Here is a 15156-nt window from a genome sequence, read left to right as displayed (position 1 = left end):
ATGTGCGTCGTGGTCGACCAGGATCTGTGCGGAACCAGCGGGCAGTGCGTGCTGACGCTACCGAGCACCTTTCGCCAGCGCAAATCGGACGGCGTGGCCGAAGTCTGCGGGGCGACAGTCCCGCAGGCACTGCACACCGCCGTGCGGCTCGCAGCCAGACAGTGCCCGGTCGCCGCCATCCGGGTCATCGAAAGCGCAGCTGGCGACGGCGAGTGCGCCAGCGCTGGCAGTGCGCCTTCTCCGGCTGAGGCCGAGCCGCACGCCGCGAGAGACGAACGCAATCGAGGAGGACACGATGGGACGGTTTGAAGGCAAGGTGGCTGTGGGTCACCGGTGCCGGCGCCGGGATCGGCAAGGCATGCGCCCTCGCCATCGCGCGAGAGGGCGGCAGAGTGGTAGTCGGGGACATCGATCGCTCGGCGGCCACGGCGTGTACCGCGCAAATCGCTGCCGAGGCGGGCCACGCGCTGGCTCTGGCCATCGACATCGCCGAGGCGCAGGCTGTGGTAGCGCTGTTCGATGCGGCAGAGCGGCACTTCGGTGGGGTCGACCTGCTGGTGAACAACGCGAGCGCCATGCATCTGACTTCGCGCGACCGCGCGATCCTCGACCTGGACCTGGCTATCTGGGATCAGACCATGGCGACAAATCTGCGCGGCACGTTGCTCTGCTGCCGGCAGGCCATCCCAGCGATGATCGGCCGCGGCGGTGGCGCGATCGTCAACATGTCGTCGTGCCAGGGGCTCAGCGGTGACACCGCGCTGACGTCCTACGCCGCATCGAAGGCGGCGATGAACATGCTATCGGCCTCGCTCGCCACCCAGTACGGTCATGCGCAGATCCGCTGCAACGCGGTTGCGCCGGGTCTTATCATGACCGAGCGTCTCCTGGGCAAGCTGGACGAGTGCATGCAACGGCGTCTGCGCCGGCACCAGCTCCTACCGCGCGTCGGCCGCCCGGAGGACGTGGCCGCGCTGGTGGCGTTCCTGCTCTCCGACGATGCTGCGTTCATAACCGGCCAAGTAGTGTGCATCGACGGCGGCATGCTGGCACATGTGCCGACGTACGCCGACGGTGGGAACAGCCGCGCCGCACGGCCTTCCCTCGAGACCGCCGAAGCGGCTGCGTCGCCGCGCTGCTGATGGACATGCTGCTCAACCCGCTGAACCGTCGAGATCGGCTACGGCACGACATCCCGGTCGTGCCCGGCGCTTTCCCCTTGGTCGGGCATCTTCCCGCCATCGTCTGCGACCTGCCGCGCCTGCTGCGGCGCGCGGAACGGACGCTGGGCAGCCACTTCTGGCTGGATTTCGGCCCTGCCGGACACATGGTGACCTGTCTGGATCCGGACCCGATCGCACTGCTCCGACACAAGGACGTGTCCTCGGCGCTGATCGAAGATATCGCGCCCGAATTGTTTGGTGGAACGTTGGTCGCTCATGACGGCGGCGCGCACCGGCAGGCGCGCGGCGCGATCCAGGCGGCGTTCCTGCCTGCGGGGCTGACCCAGGCCGGCATCGGCGAGCTTTTCGCGCCCGTCATCCGAGCGTGGGTGCAGAGGTGGCGCGACCGGGGCGAGGTAACCATCCTGCGCGAAACCGGCGATCTGATGCTTAAGCTCATCTTCAGCCTCATGGGAATCCCCGCGCATGACCTGCCGGAATGGCGTCGCAAGTACCGGCAACTGCTGCAGTTGATCGTCGCGCCCCCGGTCGACCTGCCCGGACTGCCCTTGCGGCGCGGTCGCGCCGCCCGCGACTGGATCGATGCGCGGTTGCGCGAGTTCGTTCGCGCCGCGCGCGAACATGCCGCGCGCACCGGGTTGATCAACGACATGGTGAGCGCCTTTGATCGCAGCGACGGTGCGCTCTCCGATGAAGTCCTAGTCGGCAATATCCGCTTGCTGCTGCTTGGCGGTCACGAGACCACCGCCTCAACGATGGCCTGGATGGTGATCGAGCTGGCGCGGCAGCCTGGGCTGTGGGAGGCTTTGGTCGAGGAGGCGCAACGCGTGGGCGCAGTGCCGACCCGGCACGCGGACTTGGCGCAGTGTCCCGTCGCCGAGGCGCTGTTCCGCGAGACGCTGCGCATGCATCCGCCGACGCCGCTCCTGGTGCGCCGCGCAGTGCGTAAATTGCGACTCGGCCAACGGCACATTCCCGCGGGTACTGATCTATGCATCCCGCTGCTGCATTTCTCGACCTCGGCGCTGCTGCACGAGGCGCCTCATCAGTTTCGCCTGGCGCGGTGGCTGGAACGCACCGAGCCGATCCGGCCGGTGGACACGCTGCAGTTCGGTACCGGCCCACACGTCTGCATCGGCTACCACCTGGCATGGCTGGAACTGGTGCAGTTCTGCATCACCTTGGCGCTGACCATGCACGAGGGCGGAGCGCGGCCCCGGTTGCTGAGCTGTGTCGAAAAAGGCCGGCGCTATTACCGGACCGCACATCCATCCACGACTATTCGAATCGGATTCTCATGAGCTGGCATCACATGCCCCTGTGGCGAGGCAGCAGCGCCGGCGACGCGCGGCATTGCTGCACTCGGCGCGCGCACGGTGCGACGCAGAGTACACCGCGGCGGCTCGCCCGTCAGGGACAAGGACAAGAACAACATGCAGAGCAATTCTACGCCACAGGCTGACAGAACTGATGATTTCGCGCTTGGTGGATTGGGTGCGCACGCGCGCGGCGCATCCGGCGGGCTGCTGCCCGAGGTCTGGATGCACGAGGGCGCAAACCGGGTCGGACAGGTGCTGGCGCGTCTTCTCTGCGCCGAACATGACGGGGAGACCGAGCTGATGGCGGCAATGCGCTACGCCACCTTGCATGGCGGGAAGCGCACCCGCGCCTTGCTGTGTCTGGCTGCCGGCACACTGGTCGACGCGCCGGAGCACATGCTCGATGACGTCGCGGCCGCCATCGAGATGATGCACGCCTGTACCTTGGTCCACGACGATCTGCCCGCGATGGACGACGACGTGCTTCGCCGCGGCATTCCGACCGTGCACGTCAAGTTCGGCGAAGCTACTGCGATCCTGGTCGGCGATGCGTTGCAGGCGCACGCCTTCCTGACCCTTGCGAGCCTGGATGCGCCGGGCGACAGCCGTATCGCGCTCGTGCGCGAACTGGCGCAGGCGGTGTCAGTCGAGGGTGCCGCAGGCGGGCAGGCCAAGGATCTGTCGCTGGTCGGAAAGCGCGTCGAGTTGGACAGGATCGTGGCGATGCACCAGATGAAGACTGGAACGCTAGTGCGAGCGTCCGTTCGCATGGGCGCGCTATGCGCTGTCGCGGACAATGTCGCGCATGCTGCGCTGTACTGTGTGCTCGATCACTACAGCGCCCGTTTCGGCCTGGCTTTGCAGGTGATCGACGACATTCTCGACGTGACAGCGGATACCGCGAAGCTAGGCAAGACCCCTGGCAAGGACGCGGCGGCGCAGAAGCCGACCTGCGCGTCCATCATGGGCCTACAGGCAGCACGCCAGTTCGCGCTGGATCTATTGCGCGAAGCCGGGGAGGCCATCGCGCCGCTGGGGCCGCGTGCTGAACGGTTGGCGCAACTCCTACACCGGGCCAACGCGTATCTGTTCAAGCACGCGGCCCCAGCGTGAACGCGCTGTCCGAACAGATCCTCTGCGAATTGCGCGGCCTGTTGAGCGAAATGAGCGATGGCGGCAGCGTCGGTCCGTCTGTCTACGACACGGCGCGGGCGCTGCGCTTCCACGGCAATGTCCTTGATCGGCAGGACGCATACGCGTGGCTCATCGCGCAGCAGCAGGCCGATGGCGGTTGGGGAAGCGCGAACTTCCCGCTGTTCCGCTTTGCGCCCACCTGGGCAGCCTTACTGGCATTGCAGCGTGCCGATTCTCTTCCCGGTGGTGCCGACGCAGTCCGGGCGGCAACCCGGTTCCTCCAGCGCCAGCCCGATCCCTACGCACATGCGGTGCCGGAAGACGCGCCGATCGGCGCGGAGCTGATCCTGCCGCAGCTTTACGGTGAGGCCGCATGCTTGTTGGGTGCCTTGGCGTTTCCGCGCCATCCAGCGCTGTTGCCGTTGCGGCAAGCGTGCCTGGACAAGCTGGCGGCGGTGGCGATGTTGCCGAGCGGCCATCCGTTGCTACACTCCTGGGAAGCCTGGGGGACGTCGCCGACCACCGCATGCCCGGATAACGACGGCAGCATCGGCATTAGCCCGGCGGCCACCGCCGCGTGGCGTGCGCACGCCGTGACATGGGGGAGCACGCCGCAGGTCGCGCGCGCCGATGCGTATCTGCAGATGGCATCGAGGGCGACGCGCAGCGGCATCGAAGGTGTCGTTCCCAATGTGTGGCCGATCAACGTGTTCGAGCCATGCTGGTCGCTGTACACCCTGCATCTGGCCGGACTGTTCGCTCATCCCGCACTCGCCGAGGCGGTCCGCGCAATCGTCGCCCAGCTCGAGGCCCGACTGGGCGTGCGCGGTCTAGGGCCGGCCTTGCACTTCGCGGCTGACGCGGACGACACCGCCGTTGCGTTGTGCGTCCTGCACCTTGCAGGCCGCGACCCAGCGGTCGATGCGTTACGCCCTTTCGAAATCGGCGAGCTGTTCGTCACCTTCCCCGGCGAGCGCAACGCCTCGGTGTCGACCAATATCCACGCCCTGCATGCGTTGCGACTGTTGGGAAGGCCCGCCGCCGGCACCACCGCGTACGTCGAGGCCAATCGCAACCCGCACGGTTTATGGGCCAACGAAAAATGGCATGTTTCGTGGCTGTATCCCACTGCGCATGCGGTCACTGCGCTGGCGCAAGGCAAGCCTCAGTGGCGGGACGAGCGCGCGCTGGCCGCGCTGCTGCAGGCGCAGCACGGCGACGGCGGCTGGGGCGCTAGTCGCGCGTCCACATTCGAGGAAACCGCCTATGCGTTGTTCGCGTTACGCGTGGTGGCCGAGAGCGGAAAAGCCACAGAGCGCCGGCGCATCGCCCAGGCGGTGGCGCGTGCGCTAAAGTGGATGCTCGCCCGGCATGCGGCACATGCATTGCCGAAAACGCCATTGTGGATCGGAAAGGAACTGTATTGCCCCACTCGGGTCGTGCGCGTGGCCGAACTCGCGGGCTTGTGGCTGGCGCTTCGTTGGGGACGGCGCGTGCTGACCGAGGGAACAGGGGCGGCACCATGACCCAGCAAGAACGCGCGCTGCATCAGGTGCTGGAGTGGGGGCGTTCCCTGACCGGGTTCGCTGACGAGCATGCCGTGGAAGCGGTCAACGGCGGCCAGTACATTCTGCATCGTATCCGTCCGAGCCTGCGCGACATCAGCGTCCGCACCGGTCGCGATCCGCAGGACGAAACACTGATCGTGGCGTTCTATCGCGAACTGGCGCTGCTGTTCTGGCTCGACGATTGCAACGACCTTGGCCTGATCTTGCCGGAGCAGCTCGTCGCGGTGGAGCAGGCGCTGGGGCACGGCGAGCCGTGCGCGCTCCCCGGATTCGAGGGTTGCGCTGCGCTGCGCGCTTCGTTGGCCGCGCTCGCCTACGATCGTCGCGACTATGCTCAGCTTCTTGACGCTACCCGGCGCTACTGCGCGGCGCTGCGCGCCGGACACGCGCAGGCGGCAGGGCGGGAACGCTGGTCCTACGCCGAGTACCTGCACAACGGCATCGATTCGATAGCCTACGCGAACGTGTTCTGTTGCCTGTCCTTGCTGTGGGGGCTGGACATGGCGAGCTTGCGCGCACGTCCGGCGTTTCGCCAGGTCCTGCGGCTGGTTTCCGCGATAGGACGTCTGCAGAACGATCTGCACGGACGAGACAAGGACGAGTCGGCCGGCGAGGCCGACAACGCGGCGATCCTGATGCTGCAGCGTTATCCAGCTATGCCTGTGGTGGAGTTTCTCAAAGACGACCTCGCCGGCTATACGCGCATGCTGCATCGGGTGATGGCTGAAGAGAGCTTTCCGGCGCCGTGGGGATCGTTGATCGAGGCCATGGTGGCCATCTGCGCGCGGTACTACCAGACCTCGGCCAGCCGTTACCGCAGCGACTCTGCGGGGGGAGGCCATCGTTGCCCGGCCTGAACGCGCGGGATGCGGCGGCGTGCGCGCGCTGCCGCGGTCCAGTCCGACGCAACGCCGTCCCCCTAGGCGACGGACGGAGCGCGTGAGCAACACCGCTCTGAGCCGGCTCAAGGACGACCATCTGGACATCGGTCTGGATCGGCGACACGACTCGAACGCGTGGCCTTTGCCTTCGGAGCAAGACAACGTGCCCATCCGAAAAATGCGATAGGGCACGCTATACTACGATATCCATTTGAAGAAACTGGATATTCGCAAATCACCAAGCGACGTTCCTATCCGAAAAACCGCACCGATTTTCTCCCGCCGGCTTACGTCCTGCTTACGCGAGAGATCGGGTCCGGAACGAAGGAATGTCATGGTCAAGATATTGGTCGAGTGGCTCGTACGATCGGACCGACCTTTTTGAACCCGAAAACCCCATGGAAGCCCCTCATTGACCGCCAAGATGCTGTCCCGCGACGGCAAATGCAGGTAAAATTGCATAAAAGGAGACTTCGCTGATGGTTTTCAAACTTCTGTCGCCTGATGCCGACCGCTTCCGTCTGAATCCGGTTGAGCAGCGTTACGCCACCATGTTTTGTTTTGGATTACTGACGGTGTCGTGCGCACTTGCGAGCTTCGTGTTCGCCTGTGCGACGCCGTTTGCTGCATTTGCCATCATCGCCGCCGCGACGTTGCGACTGGGGCCGGCTCTGCTCGTGCTGACGGGCGCGTGGCTGGTCAATCAGACGATCGGATTTGGCTTGCTGCACTATCCGGTGGACGGAAACACGATGGCCTGGGGCTTTGTCATCGGCGCCGCGGCGCTGGCCGCAACTGCGGCATCGTCGCTGGCTTTCGGCGCACTCCCGCAAGTCCGTACGGCGCTGGTACTGGCGTTTGCATTCATTTGTGCCTACGCCGCGTACGAGATCACCTTGTTCGCCGCTACGCCTGTCCTGGGTGGCCAAGGTGCGTTTACATTGGCAACCGTGGCACGGATCGGGCTGCGCAGCGCCGCATGGCTGGTCGGCCTCGTTGCCGTCTGCGAGATCGTCCGCCTGCTCAACCCGCTCGGGCGTGGGCGTACGATCTCGACATGAAGGACGAGACACACTGGCGCGACGACATCGCGTCTTTGGTCTTTTGCGTCAGGGGACACGGCGCGATTTGCGCCGCTCATCGGGGAGCGTTTCGTACGCTGCTCGGCGCCGATCCGCCGAAGGACTGCGTTGGCTACTTCCTGCGCTTTGAGAATGCGTTCCGAGCGGCCGCTGCCCCAAAGATTGCCCGCAAGGGCATTCCGGCAGGCCTGCATCTTACCAGTCGCGACGTCGCCCGGAAGCTGATAGAAGACGCTCAAATCGGACGTGGAGAATTGCAATGAGCCAATCCCAGGTAACGCATCTGCCGGTCGCAATCGGGCAGGTGGGACGGCTTTCGCAAGCCCTGATGGCTATGGTGCTAGGCGTCTTCATCATCGGCGTCGTGGGCTTCTCCCATATCGACGTCATCCACAATGCCGCGCACGACGTGCGCCATTCGAACGCCTTCCCCTGCCACTGACCGGGACCGCATGAGCACGTTTCGCTCGATCGTGTTTTCGTCGGTCGTCGCCGGCTTCATCGTTGGTCTCATTGTTACGGTCGCCCAGCAATTCGGCACCGTCCCCTTGATCCTGAAGGCCGAGGTCTTCGAGAAGGCCGCGGAGACGCACCAGCATGACGCTGCGACCGCGACGCAGGGGGCTGCGGACGATCATGACCATTCGACGCACAGCCACGCCGACCATGACCACGGCAGGGAAGCCTGGGAGCCGCGCGAAGGGCTTGAGCGCAACGCCTATACGGCCGCGGCCAATGTGCTGACCGCAATCGGCTCCGCGCTGCTCTTGGCCGGCTTCTTCGCCGTCCGTGGCGGCGCGACTGGCGGCGGTGTTTCCTGGCACGAGGGCCTGTTGTGGGGATTGGCGGGCTTTGCCGTCTTCACGATCGCGCCTGGGCTCGGCCTGCCCCCGGAATTGCCTGGCGTACCGGCCGCGCCATTGCTGTCTCGCCAAATCTGGTGGCTCGCAGCCGTGCTGGCGACGGCTGGAGGGCTTGCCCTGATTGCCTTTCGCCGTTCAGTGCCGGCGGCGATCGCCGGTGTGATACTTCTCCTCTTGCCGCATCTGATCGGTGCGCCGGAGTTGGAGCAGGTTGAGACGAACGTGCCGTCCTCGCTGTCGCATCAGTTCATGGTCGCGGTGACGCTGACAAGCCTGGTGTTCTGGAGTCTGTTGGGCGCGCTGACGAGCACGATCTTTGCGCGGCTCGATCGCGGGTCGGCCTAGGTCTGGCCAGAGCGCTGACCGGAACTCCCATATTCCACAGCCAATCTGCGCGGAAGCCTCAAACGAATCGTTGACACTGTCCGCGAATATCACCACATGTGGGCGTCACGGTTCCGCTGGATCGCAAGATTTAGTGGCTAAGAGGGAAGCCGGTGAACTGCGCCAGACCGCGCGGAATTCCGGCGCTGCCCCCGTAACCGTCAGCAGCGAGCTGCTTCCGAACAAGTGTCACTGGTGCCTCGCGCGCCGGGAAGACGGGAAGAAAGCTATGACCTGCGAGCCAGGAGACCTGCCGTGACGATCTGAACGTCCACGGGCGGGGTGTCCCGGCGATCGCTTGCATGCGCCGTCGGCATCGCTTTGCCGGCGATGAGGTTGGGCGATATCTGCAAGGCGCTGTCGTAGTTGCCAACTCCGTAGCTGATTTCATGTGGATTTTCTGCAGCCCATCTGAGCGCCCCCGAAATAACCTCTCGTGATCGAGCATCGGGCAACTTGTCCACACGCGCGAGGAGTTCATGGCAGATCTTGGTGAGCATCTGCGCAGCACGAGCCGTGTTACGTTCCCGGCGGGCCTTCCAGGCATCCTTGGCAAGATTCTCGTCAAATAGATGGGCAACCTTGAAAACGAGAATGTATCGCAGGGGCGTAAAGTAGTGATGCCACGGAACAGCTTTGTTCATACCAGAGTCGAAAACCTGGTCAAAAAAGCAGATGATGGCATGATCGGGCTTGGTGACCTTCAATAACGAAAAACGCAAATCGTTCTTCTTACTGAAGCGGATCAGTTTCTCCGCGATTGTAGAGAGCCGTCCTACGCCGAGCTCGTTCGCATGTATTCGCTTTACGCCTAGACTACGGCGCAGATCCTTCAGCAACGGCTCTGCCACGAGGTCAAGGTTTGCCTGAGCCGTAAGTAGGCCGTAGTACAGGGTTGGCTGGTTCGGATCGAACAGCTCTAAGCCTGTATTTCCGCTTTCATCAATAAAGCAATACATGAAAGTCCCGGTTCACATAGGGTTCTTCGCCAGGACGTCGTCGATTGCCGCCGAAACCCACCGGTTATAAACGCGCGTGCCTCCCATAACTCCATCGGGCGCTTGTGGCGCATCGTTTTCTGGTTGGGATGGTGTCTTTCTCCAACGTTGGCTGTCTGAGTAAATCGCTTGATCTCGCCTTTTAATATGCCGCTATTGGGCAAATCTCGGACGGCCTCGTAAGCTTTGTACAGCTCAAGCCAGCCAGGCTTCCCCTCCAAATAGCGCAGGGCACTGCCGATTTCCGGCTCCAGCGCTGCTGCTCGCATCCACTGCTGAGCCCTAGACGGCGCCTGTGGCGGCTGGATCACATTTCCATGGGCGTCTGTAACCGTCAGCGTGGCGATGCCCCCCCGTATACGCACTGTAGCACCTTCCGCTTCTAGGATGTGGTGTTTACGGGGCAGGCCCTTCGCGACAAACTCGACCACCGAGCCGTTGACAACGGGGTCGGTGTCAGCATTTTTCGACATTGTCACGTTCAGTGTGCTGAACAGCCGCTTTGCCACGTCATGGGGTTGTGGCGCAGTTATAACGCCGTCGAACGCATGGGATCGCAAGACAAGATAGTCGCCTCGTTCGTCCTTAATCTCTTCAACGAACGGATCGAACCGCGGCTTCAGCAGCATCTGCCACACTTTCTTATCTGCTTCAGGTCCGTTTAACTCTATGCCCCACTGGTTACTTGCCTGGCTCAAATCAGTCGCTCCTGGCACTTCGCGTAAAAACTCTCGTTGCTCCTTTCATCGCACCGGACGTAAGCATCTTGCTCTGCGTCGCATAACCGGAATACATAGCCTTTTCGCATCGCGTTTGATACGTGTTTTCTCAAGAAACGTCCAACAAAACGTCCAACATTTCGTCCAACACGTATCGATTAATGCCCGACTTCTTACCCGCCGTCATGGCACCTGGCAGTTCGTTCGCCGCCTACCGATTGAGTTCGCAAAGCTCGATCGTCGCCGTATCATCAAGCATTCAACGCGCATCAAGATCGCCGATGATCGCGCCGGGCGTCGTGCGGTGCGGGTTGCACAGCAGCTCAATGAGCAGCTTGAAATCTTCTGGAAGGGACTCGCGAACGGACATCGGACCGAGCAGCTCCACAGCTATGAGACCGTGCGGCAGCGTACGCGCTCACTGGGGTTCGAGTACATCGAACATGAAGAACTGCTACGCCAGCCGCCGGAGGCTCGCTTACAGCGCCTGGAGGCTCTCGTCGCCAAGGGGGGTGGCTGGCGATAGTGCCGCCCGTGCAGCTTTGTTCGGGGCTGAAAAGAAGCCTGCCTTCATGCTGTCCGATCTCTTTACCGAATACGAAGCCATGACGAGGGACGAAGTGAGGGATCTTTCACCCGATCAGCTCCGCATTTGGCGCAATGGCCGTTCGCGCGCCGTCGAGCGGTTCGTAAAGATTGCCAAAGACAAGCCGGCCAATGAGATCACCGAAGATGACGGCATCAATTACTGCGAATGGTGGCGGGGCCGCATCATTGCGGGAGAGGCCGAGCCCAAGACGGCCAATAAGGATATTGGTCAGCTCAACCGGATGCTGAAGGACGTCAGCATTCGGCGGCGGCTCAACCTGCCTGACATTTTCAAGTGGCTCCGGCTGAAGGGCGAGGTCGAAAGGCCGCGGGTGCCTTATGAAACAGATTTCATCCAAAAGCGTCTGCTTGCGAAGGGCGCCCTGGATCGCTTGAACGAGGATGTTCGACTGCCAGGGTTTCCCGCGCTATCGTGACAAGTCTTCCAACCTTTCCGCGGCGTTGAACAAGTACCTTCAAGAGAATGGACTGCGACCGACCAAGGTACATACGTTTTATTCGCTGCGGCATAGCTTCAAGGACCGGCTGATTGCGGCTGAAGCCGTCGCTTAAGTTGAAGCTCAAATATCTTCAGCGGATCGCCCTCAAGGCGCCCGCTTCGCTGTAGGCCAACAGCCGACACTGAGCGCGTGCCTTGGTATCTTCCCTGGCCTTCAATTCCTGAAACTCGGCTTCGAACTTCTCGTACATGGTGAGCCAGAAATCACCGTCCTGTTCGATGAAGTAGGCGAGCAGCACCAGCGCGCGTTCTATGCGCTCGATCAACGGAAGCTGAGGGGCGGTCTCGCTCGGCATAGGCCGGGTTTACGGGAGAGTGGCGCCGGGAATCCTTGTAATGATTGGGAAGCGGCATCCTCTCCGAACTTTCCCACTCGTTACGTAAGGTTGTTGAATGCGTCACAGCTCGCTAATCTCATTTCGAACAGCGCAGATAACCAAGCTCTTCAGAAACAACTAAAGCGTTTCGGCATTCAACCGGGGGAAGAAACGCCGGGTTACGGCAAAATCCTTGACTAGATCTATGACGCGCTATCTGCGGAACTTGGCGCAGCCACTGCTAAGCTCAACGCGATCGCTTGATTAACGCTCAACGGTAGCCAGATCAACAAGGAAGCCAACGCAATCCTCATCCAAGCAGAAACTCTGGCGAGCCAGGCCCTTTTCTTCTTCCTCAATCATGGGGAAAAATTCAATAACTTGGGCGAGGTCCATAGTTTCCTGGATTTGCCGCTCGATCAGGTAAAGCTCAAGCGCCAGCAGCAGCTCACTGATCTGTTCATCAAGTACCAAAACCGGACGTAAACGACGCTAGTGTGGTGCTTAGTCTAGCCTTGCTGCTCGGTTTTCCTGAGCCGCAATGAAATCCAGCAGCTTTGACTTTCGTGCGCAAAGGGTGGAGCCGAGCCTGAAGAACGGCAGCTTCGAGGTCGCTGCAAGATGGTGTGAAGCCGCTGCAGCCACTGCGCATCACTGACGTCGGTCTTGCGACCGGGCACGTGTTTGGCGTCGCGCGCATTGACAAGGAACACTGCAAAGCCACGAGCGTCGAGGAGCTCAAAGATCGGGATCCAATAGACACTGGTCGACTCCATGACGACCGTGTCGACGCCGCACTCTGCAAACCAGTCAACCAGCCGATGCAGATCGGTTGTGAAAGTACCGAAGCTGCGCACCGGCTCAGGCGTGCGATCTGCATTCACGGCGGCCATGTGCATCGTGGCACCGACGTCGATCGCTGCCGCATTTGGATGAACCGCCGACATCGACTCGCGGCCCTTGCTCTTCGATTTGTATCCACCCATTGCCAATCCTCCCTTGAGAAACGGAAGGGCTGGGCCGCGCTTATGATCAATTTCCTAAACGGGATCGCCTGACGGCGTCACCACTCTCACGTGCGCAACAGCCCGTGGACCATGTTTTTTTGCGGGGTAATTGCCACCAAAAAGCTGTCGGCCGCTCCCTTCCGTCAAGAGCATAGACCTCAGCCGTTTCTATGCCCACAGGCGGACACGGTCCGAGATGGTTTTTTTGAAGCTGAGCTTCTCGGCATGTACGAAGTCCCACACCGAGTGGTAGTCGACCTTCAGGCCACGTCCGGCAAGCTCGGCAACGAGACCGCGTATGGTGAAATCGCCATCCTTGATCCGTTGTGACAGCCAGACCGCGTGCTTGCCCGAAATTGCCTTCGGCTTGTAGCCGCCGATCTGGCTGGGCTCAACGCTGCCGGTCTTCTCGACCCGCTGCATCCAGCCGATGGCCGTGCTGATCGCCACCCCAAACTGCTTGGCGGCTCGATTGCGCGACATCCCGCCCTCGATCGCGGCTACGACACGTTTACGGAGATCCAGAGAGTAAGGCTTGCCCATCCATGCTGGCCTCCTATCCAGCCAGCATGGTGAATCAGAAACAAACTGATTTGGGAATCCCAAATCGATTCAGACTAAAGCCATCCCGCTTTAGGCAAAGGATTGGATAACGTATCGTAAGTTTAGTTGGTGTGTGGAAAGGCGGTAGCGCTCCCCCGCTACCACATTCCCGACAAATCCCTGAAATTTCTCGACTTGCCTGATCTGCGCGACGTTCGAGCGCGCTTGAGACAATCGTGCTAAGCCCTTGTCGCCTGGATCGGCTATTGGTGCTGTCTTGCGGCTCGAAGCTTCGAAGTGTCTGTCCGTCGATCTCGCGCTGGTTTTGTCGCGCCGGTGAGGTCATTCTTGCAACAAGAGCGTCACACGAGGCGGCTCCGTCCCAACATGATATGAGCGCGCACGAATGACCGCTTCACTATCTGCCAGATTGAGGCGACCTATTCCCCTTTGCAGTTCATGCCAGTCGCGGATGATAAATGTCTCCACCCAATGCATGGGGTCGCTGACGTCCCGGGACAAGGCCCAGCCGACCGCGCCATCGCGATAGCGAGATAGCCGAACGCCCATCATGGCGGTTCGGAATGCCGGGACGTCAGAGGGGGCGATTTGGTAGCTCACCGCGGCCCGCAGTCGGTGCCGGGAGCTATACAGAAGCGGCGCCATCTCTTCGGCGATCGACAAGGCGGGCGGATTGGTTATGGCAGACGCTGACGGATCGTTGATCTCAGCCGGGAGATGTATCGCGCGTGTTGCAAGCGCAATCGCACAGCCTGCAAGCCCCGCCGTCAGGATCGTTTCTGTCAGGCCGACACGATCGCCCAGCCAACCCCAAAAGATTGCGCCCAGGCCCATGCCACCATTGAAGACCGCCTGGTACAACGCCAGCGCTCGGGCACGCACCCAGGGTGCCGCCGCCAGTTGAACGGTCGCCTGCAGGTTAGAGGCGCCGATAATCCAGCCCAAGCCGAACATGAACAGGGCTGCATATGCGGTCGCAGCACTGGGAACGACGGCAAGAGGCACCAATGCCAGGCCGCAAAGGGTGCCGGCCAGAAGGATCAGGTTGTTGCGTAGAAATAACCTGTTCAGTGCCGGCATCATCAGGCCGCCCAACACCGCACCGATCCCGATGAGGCCCATCATCAGGCCGAAAGATGCAGATGAGAGCCCAAGCACCTCACGCACATACAATGGCAGCAAGGCCCAGATCGCACTCGCGCAGCCGAAGAATGCCGCCGAGCGGACGAGCGTGCTGCGCACCACCGGCTCAGCTAGGGCATAGGTGAAGCCAATCCGCATTGCCGATCGGAACGGCTCCGGCGGCACGTTGTTCGCCGTCTGCGTTCGCGGGAACGTCAGAAAGACGCCGACCACCAGAGCAACGAACGCGAAGGAGGCCGCGTTCGCTGAGAACGCCGCAGCTGCGCCCCAAATTGCCAATATTAAGCCGCCCAGCGCAGGCCCGATGGCCCGAGCGATATTGAACCCGACGGAGTTCAGAACGAGTGCTTGCGCCAGTGACCGGCGCGGCACAGTCAGAGGTACGGATGCTGCCCATGCCGGGCTATTCAACGCGGCACCTATGGCGAGCAGGACGGTCAGCACCAACAGCGTTGCGGGATCCACGTGTCCGATGGCCGCGACGATCGCGAGGATAGCAGAGGCTGCCAACATCGAGATGTTCGTAACGATCAGCAGGCGCTTGCGGTCCATCAAATCGGCAATGGCTCCGGCGGGCAGGGCGAGAAGCAGCACAGGCAGTTGCGCCGCCGTCTGCACCAAGCTGACCATCATTGGGCTCGGCGCCAGATCCGTCATGATCCACGCGCTGGCGGCATTCTGGATCCAGGTGCCTAGCGCCGACACCGCGTTGGCGAGCCACAGCCAGACGAAAGCGCGGCTGGCGAATGGCGCCCAGACGGATGAGGACGCCGCGAAGTCAGGAGCGTTCGCGGCGACTTCATTTTGAGAGGACATCCAGAATTCCCGCTACTGGTGGTCGGTGCTTGTGAGCCACAGGGCGCCCGAGGGGTACCTCGGGAGCCA

The 15156-nt window shown here is 62.1% G+C and carries 16 protein-coding genes, 3 pseudogenes and 1 riboswitch; of the genes and pseudogenes, 12 read left to right on the top strand and 7 right to left on the bottom strand.

From position 1 onward, the window contains the following. The 10 genes and pseudogenes from ACVW16_RS11405 (at position 1) to ACVW16_RS11360 (ending at position 8376) form a co-directional block, all read left to right on the top strand. Positions 1 to 309, top strand: coding sequence for a ferredoxin (locus ACVW16_RS11405; RefSeq protein ID WP_456705070.1), 309 nt, complete (start codon positions 1 to 3; stop codon positions 307 to 309). Further along, positions 296 to 1142, top strand: a pseudogene (locus ACVW16_RS11400) (SDR family oxidoreductase). The gene ACVW16_RS11405 and the pseudogene ACVW16_RS11400 overlap by 14 nt, the downstream one beginning before the upstream one ends. After that, positions 1142 to 2485: a cytochrome P450 gene (locus ACVW16_RS11395; RefSeq protein ID WP_456802352.1), complete on the top strand. Its 1344-nt coding sequence runs from the start codon at positions 1142 to 1144 to the stop codon at positions 2483 to 2485. Before ACVW16_RS11400 ends, ACVW16_RS11395 begins: the two are co-directional and overlap by 1 nt. Positions 2486 to 2617: 132 nt before the next feature. Then, positions 2618 to 3616 carry a polyprenyl synthetase family protein gene (locus ACVW16_RS11390; RefSeq protein WP_456699321.1) on the top strand — a complete coding sequence of 333 codons (999 nt, stop codon included), beginning with the start codon at positions 2618 to 2620 and terminating at the stop codon, positions 3614 to 3616. Continuing rightward, positions 3613 to 5163: a hypothetical protein gene (locus ACVW16_RS11385; RefSeq protein ID WP_456699320.1), complete on the top strand. Its 1551-nt coding sequence runs from the start codon at positions 3613 to 3615 to the stop codon at positions 5161 to 5163. The genes ACVW16_RS11390 and ACVW16_RS11385 overlap by 4 nt, the downstream gene beginning before the upstream one ends. Continuing rightward, a complete protein-coding gene (locus ACVW16_RS11380) occupies positions 5160 to 6062 on the top strand; it encodes a terpene synthase family protein (RefSeq protein WP_456699319.1) in 903 nt (300 codons plus the stop codon). The genes ACVW16_RS11385 and ACVW16_RS11380 overlap by 4 nt, the downstream gene beginning before the upstream one ends. Before the next feature lie 503 nt (positions 6063 to 6565). Beyond that, positions 6566 to 7147 (top strand): hypothetical protein, encoded by a 582-nt coding sequence (locus ACVW16_RS11375; RefSeq protein ID WP_456699318.1) that lies wholly within the window; start codon positions 6566 to 6568, stop codon positions 7145 to 7147. Continuing rightward, positions 7144 to 7431, top strand: coding sequence for a hypothetical protein (locus ACVW16_RS11370; RefSeq protein WP_456699317.1), 288 nt, complete (start codon positions 7144 to 7146; stop codon positions 7429 to 7431). Before ACVW16_RS11375 ends, ACVW16_RS11370 begins: the two co-directional genes overlap by 4 nt. Beyond that, entirely contained in the window at positions 7428 to 7610 is a 183-nt protein-coding gene (locus ACVW16_RS11365) for a CbtB domain-containing protein (protein ID WP_456699316.1), read from the top strand. The genes ACVW16_RS11370 and ACVW16_RS11365 overlap by 4 nt, the downstream gene beginning before the upstream one ends. Before the next feature lie 10 nt (positions 7611 to 7620). Beyond that, the gene (locus ACVW16_RS11360) at positions 7621 to 8376 is read left to right on the top strand and encodes a CbtA family protein (protein ID WP_456699315.1); all 756 of its coding nucleotides are present in this window, start codon (positions 7621 to 7623) and stop codon (positions 8374 to 8376) included. Positions 8377 to 8467: 91 nt separating this feature from the next. Continuing rightward, positions 8468 to 8687: riboswitch (cobalamin riboswitch) on the top strand. Here the strand turns inward: ACVW16_RS11360 and ACVW16_RS11355 are convergent. Continuing rightward, a complete protein-coding gene (locus tag ACVW16_RS11355) occupies positions 8643 to 9374 on the bottom strand; it encodes a DUF3800 domain-containing protein (protein ID WP_456699314.1) in 732 nt (243 codons plus the stop codon). Its footprint overlaps the riboswitch before it by 45 nt. Then, the gene (locus ACVW16_RS11350; RefSeq protein WP_456699313.1) at positions 9335 to 10111 is read right to left on the bottom strand and encodes a hypothetical protein; all 777 of its coding nucleotides are present in this window, start codon (positions 10109 to 10111) and stop codon (positions 9335 to 9337) included. Before ACVW16_RS11350 ends, ACVW16_RS11355 begins: the two co-directional genes overlap by 40 nt. A gap of 115 nt (positions 10112 to 10226) precedes the next feature. Here ACVW16_RS11350 and ACVW16_RS11345 point away from each other — a divergent pair, with 115 nt between their 5' ends. Together ACVW16_RS11345 and ACVW16_RS11340 are read left to right on the top strand one after the other, a co-directional pair. Then, complete coding sequence (locus tag ACVW16_RS11345) at positions 10227 to 10658, top strand: hypothetical protein (protein ID WP_456699312.1); 432 nt, start codon at positions 10227 to 10229, stop codon at positions 10656 to 10658. A gap of 46 nt (positions 10659 to 10704) precedes the next feature. Beyond that, positions 10705 to 11157 carry a hypothetical protein gene (locus ACVW16_RS11340; protein WP_456699311.1) on the top strand — a complete coding sequence of 151 codons (453 nt, stop codon included), beginning with the start codon at positions 10705 to 10707 and terminating at the stop codon, positions 11155 to 11157. Between the two features lie 154 nt (positions 11158 to 11311). On the opposite strand, the gene ACVW16_RS11335 is transcribed toward ACVW16_RS11340, so the two are convergent. The 5 genes and pseudogenes from ACVW16_RS11335 to ACVW16_RS11315 all read right to left on the bottom strand — a co-directional run bounded on the left by ACVW16_RS11335 (position 11312) and on the right by ACVW16_RS11315 (position 15087). Then, positions 11312 to 11536 (bottom strand): hypothetical protein, encoded by a 225-nt coding sequence (locus ACVW16_RS11335; RefSeq protein ID WP_456699310.1) that lies wholly within the window; start codon positions 11534 to 11536, stop codon positions 11312 to 11314. A 285-nt stretch (positions 11537 to 11821) separates the two neighbouring features. Beyond that, positions 11822 to 12031, bottom strand: a complete 210-nt coding sequence (locus tag ACVW16_RS11330) for a hypothetical protein (protein WP_456699309.1) — start codon at positions 12029 to 12031, stop codon at positions 11822 to 11824. Between the two features lie 149 nt (positions 12032 to 12180). Then, positions 12181 to 12543, bottom strand: a pseudogene (locus ACVW16_RS11325) (IS110 family transposase); the annotation flags it as partial. A 216-nt stretch (positions 12544 to 12759) separates the two neighbouring features. After that, positions 12760 to 13107, bottom strand: a pseudogene (locus ACVW16_RS11320) (IS630 transposase-related protein); the annotation flags it as partial. A 342-nt stretch (positions 13108 to 13449) separates the two neighbouring features. Then, positions 13450 to 15087 (bottom strand): MFS transporter, encoded by a 1638-nt coding sequence (locus ACVW16_RS11315; RefSeq protein ID WP_456736165.1) that lies wholly within the window; start codon positions 15085 to 15087, stop codon positions 13450 to 13452. Between the last annotated feature and the right edge of the window lie 69 nt (positions 15088 to 15156).

The organism is Bradyrhizobium sp. USDA 4474 (genome assembly GCF_054057515.1).
Note: the sequence above shows the minus strand (reverse complement) of the source record. Positions and strands in the feature narration are given on the sequence as shown.